The sequence below is a fragment of the Chitinophaga eiseniae genome, assembly GCF_012641265.1.
Taxonomy (GTDB): Bacteria; Bacteroidota; Bacteroidia; order Chitinophagales; family Chitinophagaceae; genus Chitinophaga; species Chitinophaga eiseniae_A.
In genome coordinates, this window is the sequence record NZ_JABAHZ010000003.1 from 432,066 (window position 1) to 448,329 (window position 16,264).

Annotated in this window: 15 protein-coding genes; 7 read left to right on the forward strand and 8 right to left on the reverse strand. The window is 45.9% G+C overall.

What is annotated here, in order from left to right; translation table 11 throughout:
• Nucleotides 1-37: 37 nt before the first annotated feature.
• Nucleotides 38-2,929, reverse strand: coding sequence for a tetratricopeptide repeat protein (locus HGH91_RS15625; RefSeq protein WP_168739642.1), 2,892 nt, complete (start codon nucleotides 2,927-2,929; stop codon nucleotides 38-40).
• A 462-nt stretch (nucleotides 2,930-3,391) separates the two neighbouring features.
• Here HGH91_RS15625 and HGH91_RS15630 point away from each other — a divergent pair, with 462 nt between their 5' ends.
• The 5 genes from HGH91_RS15630 to HGH91_RS15650 all read left to right on the forward strand — a co-directional run bounded on the left by HGH91_RS15630 (nucleotide 3,392) and on the right by HGH91_RS15650 (nucleotide 5,576).
• Nucleotides 3,392-3,796, forward strand: coding sequence for a hypothetical protein (locus HGH91_RS15630; RefSeq protein ID WP_145671568.1), 405 nt, complete (start codon nucleotides 3,392-3,394; stop codon nucleotides 3,794-3,796).
• 141 nt (nucleotides 3,797-3,937) lie between these two features.
• The gene (locus HGH91_RS15635) at nucleotides 3,938-4,360 is read left to right on the forward strand and encodes a polymer-forming cytoskeletal protein (RefSeq protein ID WP_211092314.1); all 423 of its coding nucleotides are present in this window, start codon (nucleotides 3,938-3,940) and stop codon (nucleotides 4,358-4,360) included.
• Nucleotides 4,329-4,565, forward strand: coding sequence for an AtpZ/AtpI family protein (locus HGH91_RS15640; protein WP_145671569.1), 237 nt, complete (start codon nucleotides 4,329-4,331; stop codon nucleotides 4,563-4,565). The genes HGH91_RS15635 and HGH91_RS15640 overlap by 32 nt, the downstream gene beginning before the upstream one ends.
• Nucleotides 4,558-4,944, forward strand: a complete 387-nt coding sequence (locus HGH91_RS15645) for a hypothetical protein (protein ID WP_168739645.1) — start codon at nucleotides 4,558-4,560, stop codon at nucleotides 4,942-4,944. The genes HGH91_RS15640 and HGH91_RS15645 overlap by 8 nt, the downstream gene beginning before the upstream one ends.
• A 5-nt stretch (nucleotides 4,945-4,949) precedes the next feature.
• Nucleotides 4,950-5,576: a SprT-like domain-containing protein gene (locus HGH91_RS15650; protein ID WP_168739646.1), complete on the forward strand. Its 627-nt coding sequence runs from the start codon at nucleotides 4,950-4,952 to the stop codon at nucleotides 5,574-5,576.
• Here the strand turns inward: HGH91_RS15650 and HGH91_RS15655 are convergent.
• From HGH91_RS15655 to HGH91_RS15665, 3 genes are all read right to left on the reverse strand, one after another.
• Nucleotides 5,571-6,506, reverse strand: a complete 936-nt coding sequence (locus HGH91_RS15655; RefSeq protein ID WP_168739648.1) for a M20/M25/M40 family metallo-hydrolase — start codon at nucleotides 6,504-6,506, stop codon at nucleotides 5,571-5,573. The two genes, HGH91_RS15650 and HGH91_RS15655, sit on opposite strands and share 6 nt — an antisense overlap.
• Nucleotides 6,507-6,589: 83 nt before the next feature.
• Nucleotides 6,590-8,440, reverse strand: a complete 1,851-nt coding sequence (yidC, locus tag HGH91_RS15660; protein WP_168739650.1) for a membrane protein insertase YidC — start codon at nucleotides 8,438-8,440, stop codon at nucleotides 6,590-6,592.
• A gap of 307 nt (nucleotides 8,441-8,747) precedes the next feature.
• A complete protein-coding gene (locus tag HGH91_RS15665) occupies nucleotides 8,748-10,391 on the reverse strand; it encodes a CTP synthase (protein WP_168739652.1) in 1,644 nt (547 codons plus the stop codon).
• Nucleotides 10,392-10,726: 335 nt separating this feature from the next.
• Between HGH91_RS15665 and HGH91_RS15670 the strand changes: the two genes are divergently transcribed.
• The gene (locus HGH91_RS15670; protein ID WP_168739653.1) at nucleotides 10,727-11,245 is read left to right on the forward strand and encodes an acyl-CoA thioesterase; all 519 of its coding nucleotides are present in this window, start codon (nucleotides 10,727-10,729) and stop codon (nucleotides 11,243-11,245) included.
• A gap of 99 nt (nucleotides 11,246-11,344) precedes the next feature.
• Here HGH91_RS15670 and HGH91_RS15675 read toward each other — a convergent pair whose 3' ends face one another.
• Entirely contained in the window at nucleotides 11,345-12,001 is a 657-nt protein-coding gene (locus tag HGH91_RS15675; RefSeq protein WP_168739654.1) for an HD domain-containing protein, read from the reverse strand.
• A 162-nt stretch (nucleotides 12,002-12,163) separates the two neighbouring features.
• On the opposite strand from HGH91_RS15675, the gene HGH91_RS15680 reads away from it, so the two are divergent.
• Nucleotides 12,164-12,505: a DUF488 domain-containing protein gene (locus HGH91_RS15680; RefSeq protein ID WP_168739656.1), complete on the forward strand. Its 342-nt coding sequence runs from the start codon at nucleotides 12,164-12,166 to the stop codon at nucleotides 12,503-12,505.
• A 4-nt stretch (nucleotides 12,506-12,509) separates the two neighbouring features.
• Here HGH91_RS15680 and HGH91_RS15685 read toward each other — a convergent pair whose 3' ends face one another.
• From HGH91_RS15685 to HGH91_RS15695, 3 genes are read right to left on the reverse strand one after another with little or no spacing between them, the layout of a single operon-like run.
• Nucleotides 12,510-13,103 carry a bifunctional precorrin-2 dehydrogenase/sirohydrochlorin ferrochelatase gene (locus HGH91_RS15685; RefSeq protein ID WP_168739658.1) on the reverse strand — a complete coding sequence of 198 codons (594 nt, stop codon included), beginning with the start codon at nucleotides 13,101-13,103 and terminating at the stop codon, nucleotides 12,510-12,512.
• On the reverse strand, nucleotides 13,103-13,879 hold the full coding sequence (gene cobA / locus HGH91_RS15690) for a uroporphyrinogen-III C-methyltransferase (protein WP_168739660.1): 777 nt from the start codon (nucleotides 13,877-13,879) through the stop codon (nucleotides 13,103-13,105). Before cobA ends, HGH91_RS15685 begins: the two co-directional genes overlap by 1 nt.
• Before the next feature lie 27 nt (nucleotides 13,880-13,906).
• Entirely contained in the window at nucleotides 13,907-16,018 is a 2,112-nt protein-coding gene (locus HGH91_RS15695) for a nitrite/sulfite reductase (protein ID WP_168739662.1), read from the reverse strand.
• Between the last annotated feature and the right edge of the window lie 246 nt (nucleotides 16,019-16,264).

Below are 16,264 nucleotides of genomic sequence, written 5' to 3' on the forward strand. Positions count from 1 at the left end.
GTTTGACCGACAAAGCTATTTAAAATTATAACATTACTTACTGCGTTACATAATTATCTGTAAAAAACTTACGATATCCTGTCAGGTCTTTGGTGCTGTTGAGCAGGATAAAATTATCCCGGGAAATCACAAAGAAGTTATATTCTGTGGGCCTGATCTTAGGAATAATGTTAGCAGCGGCTTCATCACGGATTTCATCGAAATAAGCCAGCGCCTTATCCTCGTTCGGGAACAACCGGAAGATCAGCATCACGTCATTAGGGGTGAGCACGAAGCTGCCCACCTCAATTTTATCGGCGGCATGTTTGGTGGCATTATACCGGGTAAACTGCGCTAACCCTTCATCCATCAGCTCCTTCGACACCCGCTGGAAGGAAAGCACCACGAAAAATGGATTATCAGGCGTGATTTTATAAGGGGTAACCGGTTTAGACGGCGCCACTGTGGCTATAGGCCCCGGAATAGGGGCTGTAATACCGGCTTTAATAGCCGAAGAATCTACTGGTGCCTTGGCGGTGGCCACATTCACTTTATCAGCCAATACCGGCTGTGGATTTTGCCAGGGATACCGCATGGTAATGTTTTCATCCAGCAATTGCCCATTGGCATCTTTCTTCCGTACTTCCAGTTTGGCCAGGTAAGCGGTCAATTCAGCCCGGTGGTCCAGTGCATCCATCAGCGCCTGGGCCTGGGTGTGGATAGGCTCATCTGCCGCATATTTGGTTAGCACAGCCTGCACTGCCTTGCGCGAACGCTGCAGGGAATCAGTAGCAAAGGCGGTATCTGTTTTTACGATCAACATAGCTTCCAGCAGATCGAATTTCGGTTTCAGGAAGCTAAAGCCATACGAACTGTCGGACTGCTGCTTCAACGCCATTGCGGTGTCATAATTACCATTCAGGAAGGCAGTATAGGCCGAATCATAAAGGGCGCTGATCTGTTTTTTCCTGGGCCCGTCGGCATCATTCAGGCCACCGGAGCGGATAATATCGGCAAAGTTGGTGTTGCCGTATTGGTTAAGCACCAATGTTTTATATTGATTTGCCTGTGCAGTGTGATTCAGTTTATTATGCCAAACATACAATGAATACAATACTTCCGGCTTACGCGGATGATCTGGGAAAAGGATAAGTAATGAATCGTAGGTCTCTATGGCCAGCGGGTAGTTCTCCAGTTTATCATGGTACAGTTTGCCCAGGTCGAACCAGGCCTCTTTTACCGACTTCTGGGAAGCAGCCAGTTTTTCCGGCGTAAGCGGCAGATCGGCGCTTAGCATATCTGTAGTTAAACTATCCGGAGAAATGCTTTTGGTGGCTGTTTTATGATCTTCGGTTATTTCAATAGGTGCATTACCATTGACCGCGTTGACAACGCCGTTTTGGCTGCGGCGCCAGTTATCGCCAGGCTGGCGGTTTCCCCACCTGCGCTTAAATTCGGAATAACCGGCCGATTTGCTGGCAGCGTTGTAAAAATACCATTCGCCTTTCTCGTCTTTGGGAGAGTAAGCCCCACCCACATTCATACCAAGTGATGCGGCATCCAGGCCATGTGCCGCTTCCTCTGATGCTTTCTTCTTCTCTTCTGCTGCCTTGGTTTTGATGCCAGCCACCATTTTGGTCAGGAAGATATTCCTGTCGGAGGGCGACATGGCGGCAATTTTCTGCAGACTGTCTTCCCTGTGAATGATTTCCAGTTTGGCTACCACATCGCTAAGTACTTCTTTACGTGTTTTCACAGTAGCGGCATCTGCAAAGTCCTGGGTCATCACTCCGGCCGTGCTGTCATAATATTTTTTTGCGTCCGGGTAATTGCGTTGTTGGTAGTAGATATCTGCAATGCCCTTATAGTTGAGTGTGCGCTGCATCAGGTTGTCGCTTGGCATTTTAAGCCCCTGCTTCATATAACCGATGGCTGTTTCCGGGTCTTTGGGCGCTACCAGGGTCCCCATGGTATAGTAAATACCATCGCGGAATTTCTGGAACCTTTCTTTCCGGAGCATATGATGGAGGCCTGCAATACTTTTAGCGATATCGCCCGTGGTTTGGGCGTTGGTTTTAGCGATTTGTACCCTGGCCTGGAAATCCATCATGGGATCGGGTTTCATGCCAATTACGTTCCTGAATTGTTCCAGGGCGGAATCCGGACGATTCAGCTGTACGTATAGCTGTCCCAGGATAAAAGACATCCTGGCGCGGGAAACCCGGTTGCGGCTCAGGTCAATGGCTTCCTGTAAAGGCGCAATCGTTTCGGGATATCTTTTCTGGATATAGTTGCTATAGGCGCGTACTTCTGCCAGTTCGCCGTCGAGCCGGTGAGGAAAGTTAGGATCGGTGTGCAGGATATTGAGCAGGGCCTGTACTTCGTCATATTCCTTTTGTTCCAGCAGGGTTCTGGCCCTCCACAAAAAGGCGTCATTACGTGCTTTGGTGTGTTTGAGCCTTCCGAAGAAGCCTTTCCTTTTTTCGTTGGTAGCGATAGAAATCTGGTCATTTTCCCGGGCGCCTACCACCGTTTTATATTCTGATTTGCTTTTAGGCGCGAATGTAATGTTGACGTACTGGAATGTTTTATTGGCGTTATCCAGGTCGCCTTCGTAAAAATAGGCCCGTCCCATCAGCAGAAAGCAGTCATCTATCCATTTTCCGCGAGGATCATGCAGTTGAACGGCCATGGTGGTTTTATCGATTACGGAGTCCAGCTCCCCTTTGTTAAAGCCCTGGCTTTGGAGGCTATAGGGGTAAAACGGGAGCAGCAGGTTGTAATTATCCTGTCCATCGCGGTTAGCCGACTTTACCACGCGGTCCAGCTTCACTTTAGCGTGAAAGTAATAGTTAAACCGGGTAGCCATATTCTGGAAAAATCGTCTTTTCCAGGTCCATTTCTTTTTCTCCAGCATTACTTCTGAAGGGGGGCGTCGATCCTGTACCACATGATTTTCCCGGGGTTTAAAAAGGGGTTTGGCAGCAGGCCTTTGTTGCTGATTGCCGGGACTTGGAGTCTGATTCTGGTAGTTTGTTTGCGATGGTCTATTTTGGGGTCTGTTCTGTGCCCAGACCGCCGGCAAACCCAGGCAAAATGACAATACAATTATTCCCAGATATTTAAGAAGCAGTTTGATGCAATTCATGGATGCCAGGGTGTATAGGCTAAATATATATAACTTATAGTTTGAAAAAATATTTTAAAGATAGTATAAAATAGTTGATTGAACGAGCGTTGGGAAGAAGTGGTCCGTACTTTTTCCACGGTGTATAATTTTTTAAGCCGCTGGTTCTCAAAGAAAAATGTTCATTTCACGGCACAATCCACAAAACACTATTTTGAGTTTTACAATAATGATTAACTTTAGCCCGCCTTAAAAGGATCGATTTCTTTAAGTAGTAACACAAACATGGCCAAGAAGGGGAATAAAAACAACAGAAGAAACCTGGAAAAACTCAGTCATAAGTACCGTTTGGTAATTATGAATGACGACACCTATGAAGAAGTGACCTCGTTCAAACTCTCCCGTATGAGTGTGTACATTGCCTTCAGTACCCTTTTTGTACTCCTGGTGGCTATTACCGTAGCAACGGTTGTATTTACCCCTTTGCGCTATTATATTCCCGGCTATGGAGACCTGAAGCAGCGCAAGGAATTTATTCATTTAAAAATGCGTGCCGACTCACTGGAAACGGCGATTAATGCCCGGGACCAGTATCTGAACAATATCAAGCAGGTGATCAACGGTGAATTTACCGGAAAACTGGACACCACTATGCTGAAAGTCCCTACTGTAGACAACAGTACCTACTAGTCACTATTTGGTTGTTTTATTATTTAATATGCGAGGATGAGCGTGCGGGAATGTGTGCATAAAGTGTCTAAACACATAAATATCAAAATATTTCATATTTTATTTATATTACATCACTAAACTTGAAAAACCTGACTCCCTATGTTTAACAGCAATCAAAAATCAAAAGGCGACAATAAGACCATGTTGCCTACCTCTACGGTTAACATTATCGGTAATGGTACTACTATCCAGGGTGATATAGTATGCGAAGGAGACATTAGAATTGACGGCCAGGTAAATGGCCTGGTATCTACCAAAGCTAAAATAGTGGTAGGTCCGGAAGGCGATATTACCGGCGACCTGGTATGCCAGAGCGCTGACATCCTGGGTAAAGTGACAGGCATTATCAAAGTAGAAGAGCTGTTGTTTTTAAAGGGCAATGCTTTAGTGAAAGGCGATGTGTATACTGCACATTTTGAAATGGAGCCTACTGCGAAGTTCAATGGCCGTTGCTATATGGACGATCAGCAGCCAGCAGATAATCTGAAACATGGAAAATCCGTCCTCCAGGAAGCAGAATAATAACGATGATAGCCGTAAAACGCTATTACGCTATGCCGGCCTGGCCTTCCAAATGATGGCTACGCTGGGATTAGGGGTGTTTGTGGGATATAAAATTGACCAGCGTATAGGCTGGCGGTTTCCTGTGTTCCTTATCATTTTTTCTTTAATTGCATTAGCCATACTTTTGTGGCAAATTATAAAAGACACCCGCAGGCATGAGTGATAGATTTTTTATTCGATTATTCGCAGTTTTTGGAATTTTAAACGGACTTCTCATCATATTTAAACCCAGGTTGCTGGATATCGGTACACATGTAAACGTACTGATGGCTGGTAACCTGATTATGGCCATTATATCCCTGGTGTCTTACCTGATAAGTCGCCAGGGACTCGCTTCTTCCAATCACAACGCATTTATCCGGGCCGTTTACGGTGCCACCCTTGCCAAACTTTTCCTTTGTGTCATCGGCGTTGCGGTGTATGTGCTGATGTATCGGCCCAACGTCAGCAAGCTGACCGTTTTCGCATTGTTATTCCTTTACCTGGTATATACTGTTTTTGAAACACTCAGCCTCTTCCGGCTAACCAGGCTTAAAAAATAATCCATTTGAAAAAAGAGGCGCCATTAAATACTTTAGCGTCCTACTTACCCGAAGGTACTTTCGGACAGGTAATGGAGTTTCTCACTACCTATAAGGTACACCTCACCATTACCCGGGAAAGGTCCAGCATCCTGGGCGACTACCGCCACCCGGATGGACAGGGCAAAGGACATCGGATCAGCGTAAACGGTTCGCTGAACAAGTATTCCTTTCTCCTTACTTTACTGCATGAAATTGCCCACCTGACCACTTTTAATAAATATGCGAACCGCGTAGCCGCACATGGTAAAGAGTGGAAACAGGAATTCAGTTATATCTTACATGGATTTGTAGGCAAAAGCCTGCTGCCTACCGATGTGGAAAAAGCCGTGCGTCAAAGTATGGCTAATCCGGCCGCCAGTTCCTGCGCAGATGAAAACCTGCTACGGGTACTCAAAAACTACGATCGCCAGAAAGAAAATCACTTTTTTGTAGAACAGGTACCGCTCGGTGGTCTCTTCAAAACGAAAGACGGACGCGTATTCCGCCGGGGAGCCCGGATCCGGAAAAGATATCGCTGCGAAGAAGTAGCCTCGCAGCGATGGTATCTTTTTAGCCCCGTATACGAGGTAGAATTAGTGGAAGTACTATGATTGCTTCTCCCCTACGTAATGTAACTCCGGGAAAGTCATAGCGCGATTAATCAATTGTATTTCCAACCGGATAATATTTGCTTCCGCGGCAGCCTGTAACTTAGGCGCATCATCGGTTGGCTTGTGATAGTCATCATGACCACCTGTATGGAAAAACATCACCGGCACCCCATTCACATAAAAGTTATGATGGTCTGAAGCTCCTTTTCCTGCTGCATCTGTGAAGAATTTAATACCAGGCTGCTGTACGTCTTTAAAAACAGCTGGCCATTCCTGTGCGCTGCCATGACCGCCAATACCGATACCTCTTTCGGGGTTGTAGCGTCCAATCATATCCATATTCAGCATAAAATGTACTTTATCCAGGGGCATCAACGGATGCGCGGTATAATACTTAGACCCCTGTAAGCCCAGCTCCTCGCCGCCAAAGGCAATAAAGAGAAAATTAAATGGCTCCCGGGTATGGTTATTCACATAGTAACGGGCCAGCTCCAGCAATCCCGCTACACCGGAGGCATTGTCGTCGGCCCCGTTATGGATCTGGCCAACGGGATATTTACCATCAAACAAAGCAGCCGTACCGAGGTGATCGTAGTGAGCACCAATGATAATCGTACGGGCAGCGCCGTTATCCAGGAATCCAATCACATTCCGGCTCGGGATGTCCTTATGGGCGTTTTTATTAAATGTAAAATCCTGGAAATAACTGTTGCCATTTACGGCTTTCAGCCCCAGCTCTTTAAACTGTTTTGCTACAAAGCGACTAGCTTTCAGTCCACCTTTTTCCGCAGTACCCCTGCCTTTGAGCTTATCGGATGCCAGGTAATTTACAATTCCCTGGATACGTTTGGCATCAGGAATCGTGTCCTGCGCCAGGGCGCTGGTATATAAACCTACCGCGCAGACTAATAGTAACCAACTCTTCTTCATATCTGGTCAAAAATAGAGAAGGCCTCCTGAAAAGGAAGCCTTCTGCTAAAAATTATGTTTGAATTGTTCAGATTGTATTAATCCTATTTCTTCTTCTGTTGTATTTCCTGCTGGCGTTTCTGTACTTCTTCCAGTCGTTCCTGCCATTTGGATTTGCTCTTCGGTTTCTTCTTATTTTCCTGGATCTGGGCGTGGATCTTATCATGGTTGATGATAAATTTCTGAATCACCCATTGCAACAGGATACTGATTACGTTAGACAGGAAGTAATAGAAGGTTAATGCTGCTGCCAAACGGTTGAAGATACCCAACAGCATGATAGGCATGATATAAGGCATGTACTTCATTACCGGGTTGCTCTGATCGGTCATTCCACGGTTGTAGAAAGCCAGGATCAAGCTGGTGATGGTCATCAGGATGGTGAACAGGCTCACGTGGTTGCCGTAGAAAGGTATGTTGAACGGCAGGTTCAGGATAGAGTCGTAGGTCGACAAATCCTTGGCCCACAGGAAGCTTTCCTGGCGCAGCTCAATGGAAGATGGGAAGAAGCTGTACATCGCTACCAGGATAGGCAGCTGCAGTAAAGCCGGTAAACAACCTCCCAGTGGGTTCACCCCGGCGCTCTTGAACAGTTTCATCTGTTCTACACCAAATCCCTGCTGATCATCGCCGAATTTAGCTTTCAGCTCATCAATTTCCGGTTTCAGGACCTTCATTTTAGCCTGGGATACATAGCTCTGGTAAGTAAATGGAGCAATGAGCAAGCGAATGAAGATGGTGAGCAGGATGATGATGATACCATAGTTCTTGATAAATCCGCTGAGGAAGTTAAATACCGGGATAATGATGCCGATGTTAACATACTTCACAAAAGCAAAAATACCAGTACCCAATGGGATGATCTTCTGCAAACCGATATCGAAAGATTTCAGTGTTTTGTAGTGGTTAGGACCGTAGTAAATTTCAACCGGGAAAGAGTAATCGTTCGCGCGGTTGTACGGAATCTGGATGGTGGTGAATGTTTGTCCTACGATATTCGGGCTTTCCGGCACCTTGGTATTTACATCCGCGTTATTGAAAAGCTCGTTTTTAGCAATCAGCGTGGTGCTAAAGAACTGCTGTTTTACACTCACCCATTTCAGTTTATTTTCCAGTTTTTCGTGGCTGGTACGGTTCAGGGTAAAGTAATCATGTTTATCGTGCTCGAACATGTAGTGTACCTGGTTGTTCAGGCGTTCGTTCTGCATGTCGTGTTCCTGTTTATCGTCCTGTGCATTCCACTGCAGGTTCAGGTAGTTCTGGTTGCCTGGCAGAATGTTTTGCAGTCCTACAGCATGGATAGTATAATCTACCACATAGCTGCCTGGTTTCAGGGAATAAATGAACTCGAGATAAGATGCCGGATTGTTGGTGTTAAGACGGTAAGCAATGGATTTAACACCTCCTGCCAGCTCCTGTGGCTGTCCGGCAGTAAAGAAGAGGTCAGCACTGTTCAACACTTTGGTTAAACTGGCCGGCACTTCTACGGATAAACGGTTGAAAGAACCCTGTACCAGCATTAATGGCGCGCCATCATATGTTTTATAGTCTTTCAGCTGTACAGTTGACGGTTGACCACCTTTGTTGCTAAAAGTGATTTTTACCACGTCATTTTCCAGTACGGTATTTTGAACATTGCCGGTAGCGGCAGTGGCAAATACGCCAAACTCTCCACTTAATAATGCCTGGTGAGCCGAGTCCAGCGGACCACCTGCTGCGGCAGCAGCGAGACTTGCGGTATCTGTAACGGGTGTTTTAGGCTTGTTAAGCTCTGCGATGGAATCTTGCCTGGCTTTTTCCCTTGCGGCTCCTGCCTGTTGTTTCTGATTATAGAATATGTATCCTACCAATAAAACGCCCAACAGTAAAAACCCAATGACCGAATTTCTATCCATGAAATGCAATTAAAATTTAGGCAGCAAAGGTAAGCATGATTTTATGAAATGACCACGCTTTTTAGGTGAAACCCCTGTTAAATGCGGCTAAAATAATAGATAAGCAATCAGAATGTGTATTCTATTGATAATCAAACCATATTTACACATAGAAGCGATGCTATTCTGAGCGGGTTGTTAATAATATAATATTTACGCTTAATATAAATCCGGGGTTCAACAAAAAACCGCCTGATAACTCATCAGGCGGTTTTTCTGCTTTTATAACGTAATGATTTTTTCTTTGTTAGTTAGTACACAACGTTGGTTATGCTAACTTTTCTTCCATTTTCGCTTTACCATTTTTGGCTTCAGCATATTGCTTAGCCGCTTTGATAAAGGATACGAAAATAGGCGCCGGGTTTTCTACGGTACTTTTCAATTCGGGGTGGAATTGAACGCCCACGAAGAAGGGATGTTCAGACAGCTCCACGATTTCCACCAGTCCGCTCTCCGGGTTTTTACCGGAAAGGCGGAGGCCTGCGGCTTCAAACTGCTGTACATAATCGTTGTTAAATTCATAGCGGTGGCGGTGTCTTTCGCTAATGGAAGTGCTACCGTATATTTCTTCCGCTTTGGTGCCGGGAGTAATTTCACACGCATAGGCGCCCAAACGCATGGTACCACCCTTAGCAGTTACTTTCTTCTGTTCTTCCATGAGATTGATAACCGGATGAGCCGTATCAGGGTTCATTTCCACGGAATGCGCATCTTTCCATCCGAGCACGTTACGGGCATATTCCACTACGCTCATTTGCATACCCAGGCAGATACCGAAGAATGGCAGCTGATTTTCACGGGCATACTGGATAGCGGTAATTTTTCCTTCAATGCCGCGATGACCGAAGCCCGGCGCTACCAGGAGCCCGTCGAGGTTCTTTAGTTTTTCGCATACATTTTCAGGAGTGAGGTGTTCTGAATGTATATTTTGTACAACTACCTTGCATTCGTTGAGCGAACCGGCATGTATAAAGGATTCCAGGATAGATTTGTAAGCATCCTGTAATTCCACATACTTACCGATCAAACCGATGGTTACCTTGGATTTCGGATATTTCAGCTTATCCAGGAACTCGCGCCACTTGGTCAGCTCCGGCTCTTTTTCCACTGGCAATCCCAGTCTCTTCAGTACGGATACATCCAGTTTCTCACGCATCATTTCCAGCGGTACTTCGTAAATAGTAGGTACGTCATTGGCTTCAATCACCGCGTCGACCTGTACATTACAGAAGAGGGCGATTTTCTTTTTCAGATCGCGGTACAGCGGTTCTTCTGTACGGCAAACGATGATATCGGGATGCACACCATATTCGCTCAGCAGGCGAACAGAGTGTTGTGTAGGCTTGGTTTTCAGCTCTTTAGCTGCACGCAGGTACGGGATCAGGGTCAGGTGTACCACCAGGCAGTCTTCTTCTCCCAGCTCCCACTGTAACTGACGAACGGCCTCAATATAAGGGAGGGATTCAATATCCCCTACCGTTCCACCCAATTCGGTGATCACGATATCGAACTTGCCATCTTTACCCAACAGGAGGATACGACGTTTGATTTCATCGGTGATGTGAGGGATTACCTGCACGGTTTTACCCAGGTAGGCGCCTTCTCTTTCCTTGTTGATCACTGTTTGATAAATGCGGCCTGTAGTAACATTATTGGCCTGAGACGTAGGCGTGTTCAGGAAACGCTCATAGTGTCCAAGATCCAGATCGGTTTCTGCTCCATCTTCCGTTACATAACATTCACCATGTTCATAAGGGTTTAATGTTCCCGGATCCACATTGATATATGGATCAAATTTCTGAATAGTCACTCTAAAGCCGCGCGCCTGCAATAGCTTTGCAAGCGAAGCCGCTATAATTCCTTTACCCAAAGAGGAAGTAACACCTCCCGTAACGAAGATATATTTTGCCATAAAAACTAAAATTCAGCTAAATGTACTTGACCTATAAACGGGGAAGTGCCGGACTGCGTTTGGTGTAATACCGATCAAGTAAACTACTTCCGAAGGTCATGCAAAGTTACACAAATTTGCGTCGCTCCCAAGTTTTTTACCAGCCGGCTTTATTTGTTTGTTAATTTTTCGGAGAATATCTTCAGCGCTCATTACTGATCTGGCGGGCGTTTTAAAGAATTTTCAAGTACAGGAAATTATTTATTAAAAACCTTTATCCGACGTCTCCCTTCATTTAAATGCTTTCGCTACTATAAATATATATACTGTAAATTTGCGTCCGAAATACATAAAAGATGACATTAACGCCAAAGAGAGCTCAAGACTCGCTGATACAAATGACCGAACTGGTTTTACCGAATGATACCAACACATTCGGCAACCTGATGGGAGGTCGTTTGATGTACTGGATGGATATTGCCGCCGCGCTGGCCTGCATGAAACACTGCAGCGCCCCTGTGGTAACTGCTTCCGTGGATAATATTTCTTTTGAAAATCCCATTAAGCTGGGCAACGTAGTACATATCGAATCTAAAGTGAGCCGCGCTTTCAACACCTCCATGGAAGTACATATGAAAGTATGGGGAGAAGATCCGGTTCAGCAATACCGCTACAAATCCAATGAAGCCTTCATGACGTTTGTGGCGCTGGATCCTAATGGTAATTCCCGCCCCGTACCCGGCATCATCACCGACACAGAAGAAGAAAAAAGATTATATGAAGGCGCTTTGCGTCGTCGCCAGCTACGCCTCATCCTGGGAGGAAAAATGAAACCGGAAGATGCTGATGAACTGAAAGCACTGTTTTCTATATAAATTATGCTCATTAGTTATTTAGATATTTATTTTTCACTCAGGGTGATAAATATCTAAATAACTAATTTCTCTCCCCATTATCTATATTAAGATAATCAACTATATCTCCCCTTCCCATTCTTTGTAAAACCGGTCCAGGAACTGCTCCATAAATGTATGCCGCGCTATCGCCAACTGCTTTCCGGTAGGGGTATTCATCCGGTCTTTCAGCAACAATAGCTTTTCGTAGAAATGTGTAATGGTAGGCGCCGTGCTGTTCTTATACTCCTCTTTCGTCATCTGCATATTAGGTTGCACTGCCGGATCATGCAGCAGCCGGTTTTTAAACCCGCCATAATTAAATGCCCTGGCAATACCAATGGCGCCCATGGCATCCAGTCGGTCGGCATCCTGTACCACGCCTAACTCAGGCGAGTAAAACGATTTTTCCTGGTTCCCCCCTTTAAAGGAAATATGCCGGATTATGTTTTCAACATGTGTGATCACGGCCTCCGGCACTACCTGCGTTTGCAGGAAGGCCACCGCTTTAGCGGGACCAATATTTTCATCTCCGTGATGGAACTTGGAATCTGCGATATCATGCAATAACGCGCCCAACTCTACCACCAGTAAGTTAACCGTTTCGGTGGCTGCAATATGTTTTGCCTGCTGCCATACCCGGTAAATATGCCACCAGTCGTGGCCTCCTTCTGCGTCGGCTAATTCCTGTTTTACGTAACTGACTGTTGCTGCTATAATCGATGAATGATCTGTCATAGCTACAATAATATTAATTTTCAGGGAGTTTTGTCACGCAAAGGGGCTAAGGAGCAAAGAAGCAAAGGAATTTATAAGATAGAAAATACCTTTGCTTCTTTGCTCCTTAGCGTCTTCGCGTGAAACGGGAACAAAATAATTCACCGGGTTGTTAATTTAGTCATGATACAGATTAAACGCGTATACGAAGATTATGCAGACACCGATGGCTACCGCATCCTGGTGGACCGGTTATGGCCCAGGGGGCTTACAAAAGAGCGGGCCCATGTAGATGAATGGGTCAAAGAAATAGCGCCCAGCAACGAACTGCGGGAATGGTTTCACCATGACCCAACAAGATTTGCTGAATTCAAAACAAAATATCTGAAGGAATTACAGGAGAAAAAAGATTTGCTGGCAGCTATCAAAAAGAAAGCACAACACCATCGGGTAACACTATTGTATGGGGCTAAAGACGAAACGCACAACCAGGCGCAGATACTGTTAACACTACTGAAAAAGTAAACTACTACAACGGATCATTTTCAGACTTTACCAATACGTCGGTAAGACTGTTCAGCTTTTTTACTTTGGCGCTGAAGTCGCCGGTTAACTTGTCGCGGATCAACGATAACTTATTCAATACTTCATCGATGGTATCCGGAATAGCTTCCTGCAGCACCTGTTTCAGGCGTTTAGCAACGGTGGGCGATTTCCCATTGGTAGAAATGGCAATTTTCAGGTTGCCTTTACGGACGATAGAACCGAGATAGAAATCGCACAGGTCGGGGGTGTCGGCTACATTGATCAACACCTTGCTGCACTTGGCAGTTTCCCATACATGATAATTCAGCTCCCGGTTGTTAGTAGCTGCAATTACCAGGTCTTTCCCCAGCAAATCTCCACAGGAAAACGATTTCTGCACGAGGGTAATATTAGGATATTGATGCGTGAGCGAAGTCAGCTCAGGCAAAAAATCCAATGACACGATGGTAACATTTGCCTGGGGGCAATTTTCCAGCATGGCATTGGCTTTTTCTAATCCGATATTACCACCGCCTACAACGAGTACCTGCAAGCGGTGCAATTTGAAAAACACCGGGAATAAATGATTTTCTTCCATTATACGGCAATTTTAAGTTCGGCTGACACTTTGGTCTGCAGTGCCTGGAACGCTTCATGGAAGCGCACCACCTCTCCTATCACCAGGATAGCAGGGTTATGCAGATCGTGTGTAGCGGCTATTTCCACGAGGTCGGCCACATTTCCCAATCCCATTTTCTGGGTGGGCAGCGTACCGTTCTGGATAATAGCAGCGGGCGTTTTGCCTCTTCCTGCATCGTTGTAGATACCAGCAATTTCCGCCAGTTTGCTCATTCCCATGAGAATGACAACGGTGGTATTGGCCTTGATGGCATGTTCCAGGTCGCGGGACAAGTTACCATTCCGGGTATTACCGGTAATCACCCAAAAGCCTTCACTCACGTGGCGGCTGGTTACCGGGATTTTGTTAACGCCAGGCACCGCAATGGCGCTGGAAATACCGGGAATCACTTCGGCAGTAACACCAAACTGTTGAGCAAAAGCTATTTCTTCCTGGCCACGGCCAAACACAAATGAGTCTCCTCCTTTCAGCCGCACTACACTGCCATAAGTTAAGGCATATTTTACAATCATCCTGTTTATTTCATCCTGCGAATAAACATGCATACCTGCACGCTTACCTACAAAACGGCGGAGGCAATTGGCCGGCGCATAGTCCAGCAGTTCGTTGCTGGACAATGCGTCATAAAGGATGACCCGGGCATTTTGAATGGCCTTTAACCCCTTAACAGTAATCAGCTCCGGATCGCCTGGGCCAGCACCTATCAATGTGAGTTTGGGTTGTATATCTTGCATGATAATAATGTTGAGATGAATGAATAATTAAGCCTGCACCAGTTCGTTTACCCGTTGACGGTATACCTGCGCTGCGGTATAAAAAGACTGCGCCTGCTCGAAATAAGACTTCGCAAAGCTCTCCGTAGGCTCGTTCGCGTTAATCTGTAACACCACCGTTTTAAAGTCAGGTTCGAAGCTGAATTTACCGGTAGCTACAAAGTGTTTGTCGAAATCATTAATGATACCTATCTGCGTATTACCACTGATCGCTTCGCTCAGCAACAATGCTTTGGCGCCCTGAACAAAGGAAGAGTACGCGTGGTAAATACCGTCGGCATAAGCGCCGCCGGCCAGTGCCGTGCTACTCAGTTCCAGCTTTTCTTCTGCTTCGAGCAGCAGGGTGGCTACCAGGTCGATAATAACGCCTGCGCACTCTCCTACACCAATGGCAGTAGCATAGTCCTGTGCCTGACCCCAGTCGATGAAATCGGCCGCAGTGAGGGTGCTCAGGTCTGCTAATGGTTTCAGCAGCTCGTAGAAATATTTTTCTGTTTTACGATCGTAGTATTGGTTAAACAGTTCATGCTCCTCTCCGTTGATTTCAAAATCGTGCAACAGGCTGCGCAGCACGTCCGGACCACGGCGGCTAGGTACTTTAATCACTTTATCTGCTACACGTCCATCGCCATTACCTACGATGCCACCACCCAGGAGTACCTGGAGAGCCGGCAATACTTTACCGCCGCTCTTCATGGAAGAACCATGGAAGCCAATGCTGGCGATGCCGTGTTGGCCGCAAGAGTTCATACAGCCGCTGATTTTGATCTTAATATCCTTATTATAGATCAGGTCGGGGAATTCTTCTGTGATCACATCTTCCAATACTTTAGCTATGCCTGTGCTGCTGGAAATACCTAGGTTACAAGTATCGGTTCCAGGGCAAGCCGTAATGTCAGCAATACTGTCGAAACCGGCATTTGCAAAGCCCGCTGTTTCCAGTACGCTGAATACATAGGGCAGATTTTCCGGGAGAATGTATTTCAACAGGAGTCCCTGGTTGGCAGTTACCCGCACGTCGTCTGCGATCACGGGCCGCAGTGCTTCAATCAGCTGGCGGCTGATGGCGGAGCCGATGTTACCGAGGGTTATTTTAACGTAGGCGCCATAGTAACCCTTTTGTTTCTGTTCAAAAACGTTGGTGATTTTCCAGGCCTCGTACTTTTTAGGGTCCTTAATGGAATATGCGGGAACAGTGCCTACCGGAGCAGGTTGGGTAGCTACCCAGGCATCAGCGTCGATAGGTACGCTTTTCAGTTTTACTGCTTTATATTCTTCTTTCACCAAACGTTCAAATTCTTCCATCCCAATTTTCTGGATGAGGAATTTCATGCGGGCTTTGTTCCGGCTGGTTCTTTCGCCATAGCGGTCAAATACGCGCAACACGTTTTCTATATAAGGAATGAGCTGATCTGTTTCCAGGAATTCATACACTGGTTTAGCCAGGAAGGGTTGTGCGCCCAAACCTCCGCCTACCAATACTTTGAAGCCACGTACTTCTTTGCCGTCGATGATTTTCACCTTGGGGATCATACCGAAATCGTGCATGAAAGACCAGGCGGTATCTTTATCTGACGAGGAAAAAGAGATTTTTATTTTACGGCCCATTTCCTGGCTCACCGGGTTACGCAGAAAATAACGGAATACCGCGTCTGCATAAGGTGTTACATCAAATGGTTCTTCCGGATCGATACCGGCGCGGTCGGAGGCGGTTACGTTACGCACCGTGTTACCACAGGCTTCGCGGATGGTGATCCCATCCTGCTCCAGTTTAGTCCATAGTTCCGGTGTTCTGTCGAGGCTAACGTAGTGGATCTGTACATCCTGGCGGGTTGTCAGGTGCAAGTTGCTGGTAGCATATTCATCAGATACTTCAGTAATACGGTGCCATTGTTGCAAAGTCATTTTACCATAGGGCAGTTTGATGCGTATCATTTGTACACCTGGCTGGCGTTGCCCATATATCCCTCTTGCCAGACGAAGACTGCGGAATTTCTCGTCCGATATATTGCCTTCGCGGAACTGGCGAATCTTTTTCTCCAGGTTTATAATGTCCTGTTCAACAATTGGATTTTCGAGTTCTGTTCTGAAGCTTTGCATAAAAAGTATTTTCAGGTGGTGGTAAAAAGCTATTTTCTGACGGGGTATGGTTGTTTTCTATAACATCAAAAAGCCCCCGGGATACTTTCGGAGGCTCGTATAATGATTTACAGTAAGCTGATCACTGGAATTTTCTATTACACGCGCCTCGCAGGTGTTGTATTACAACAGCTACATCCATTATTTCTGCGATATGACACTTCATTACCCATATTCCCTATAATTTTAGTAGAGTAATACAAAGAT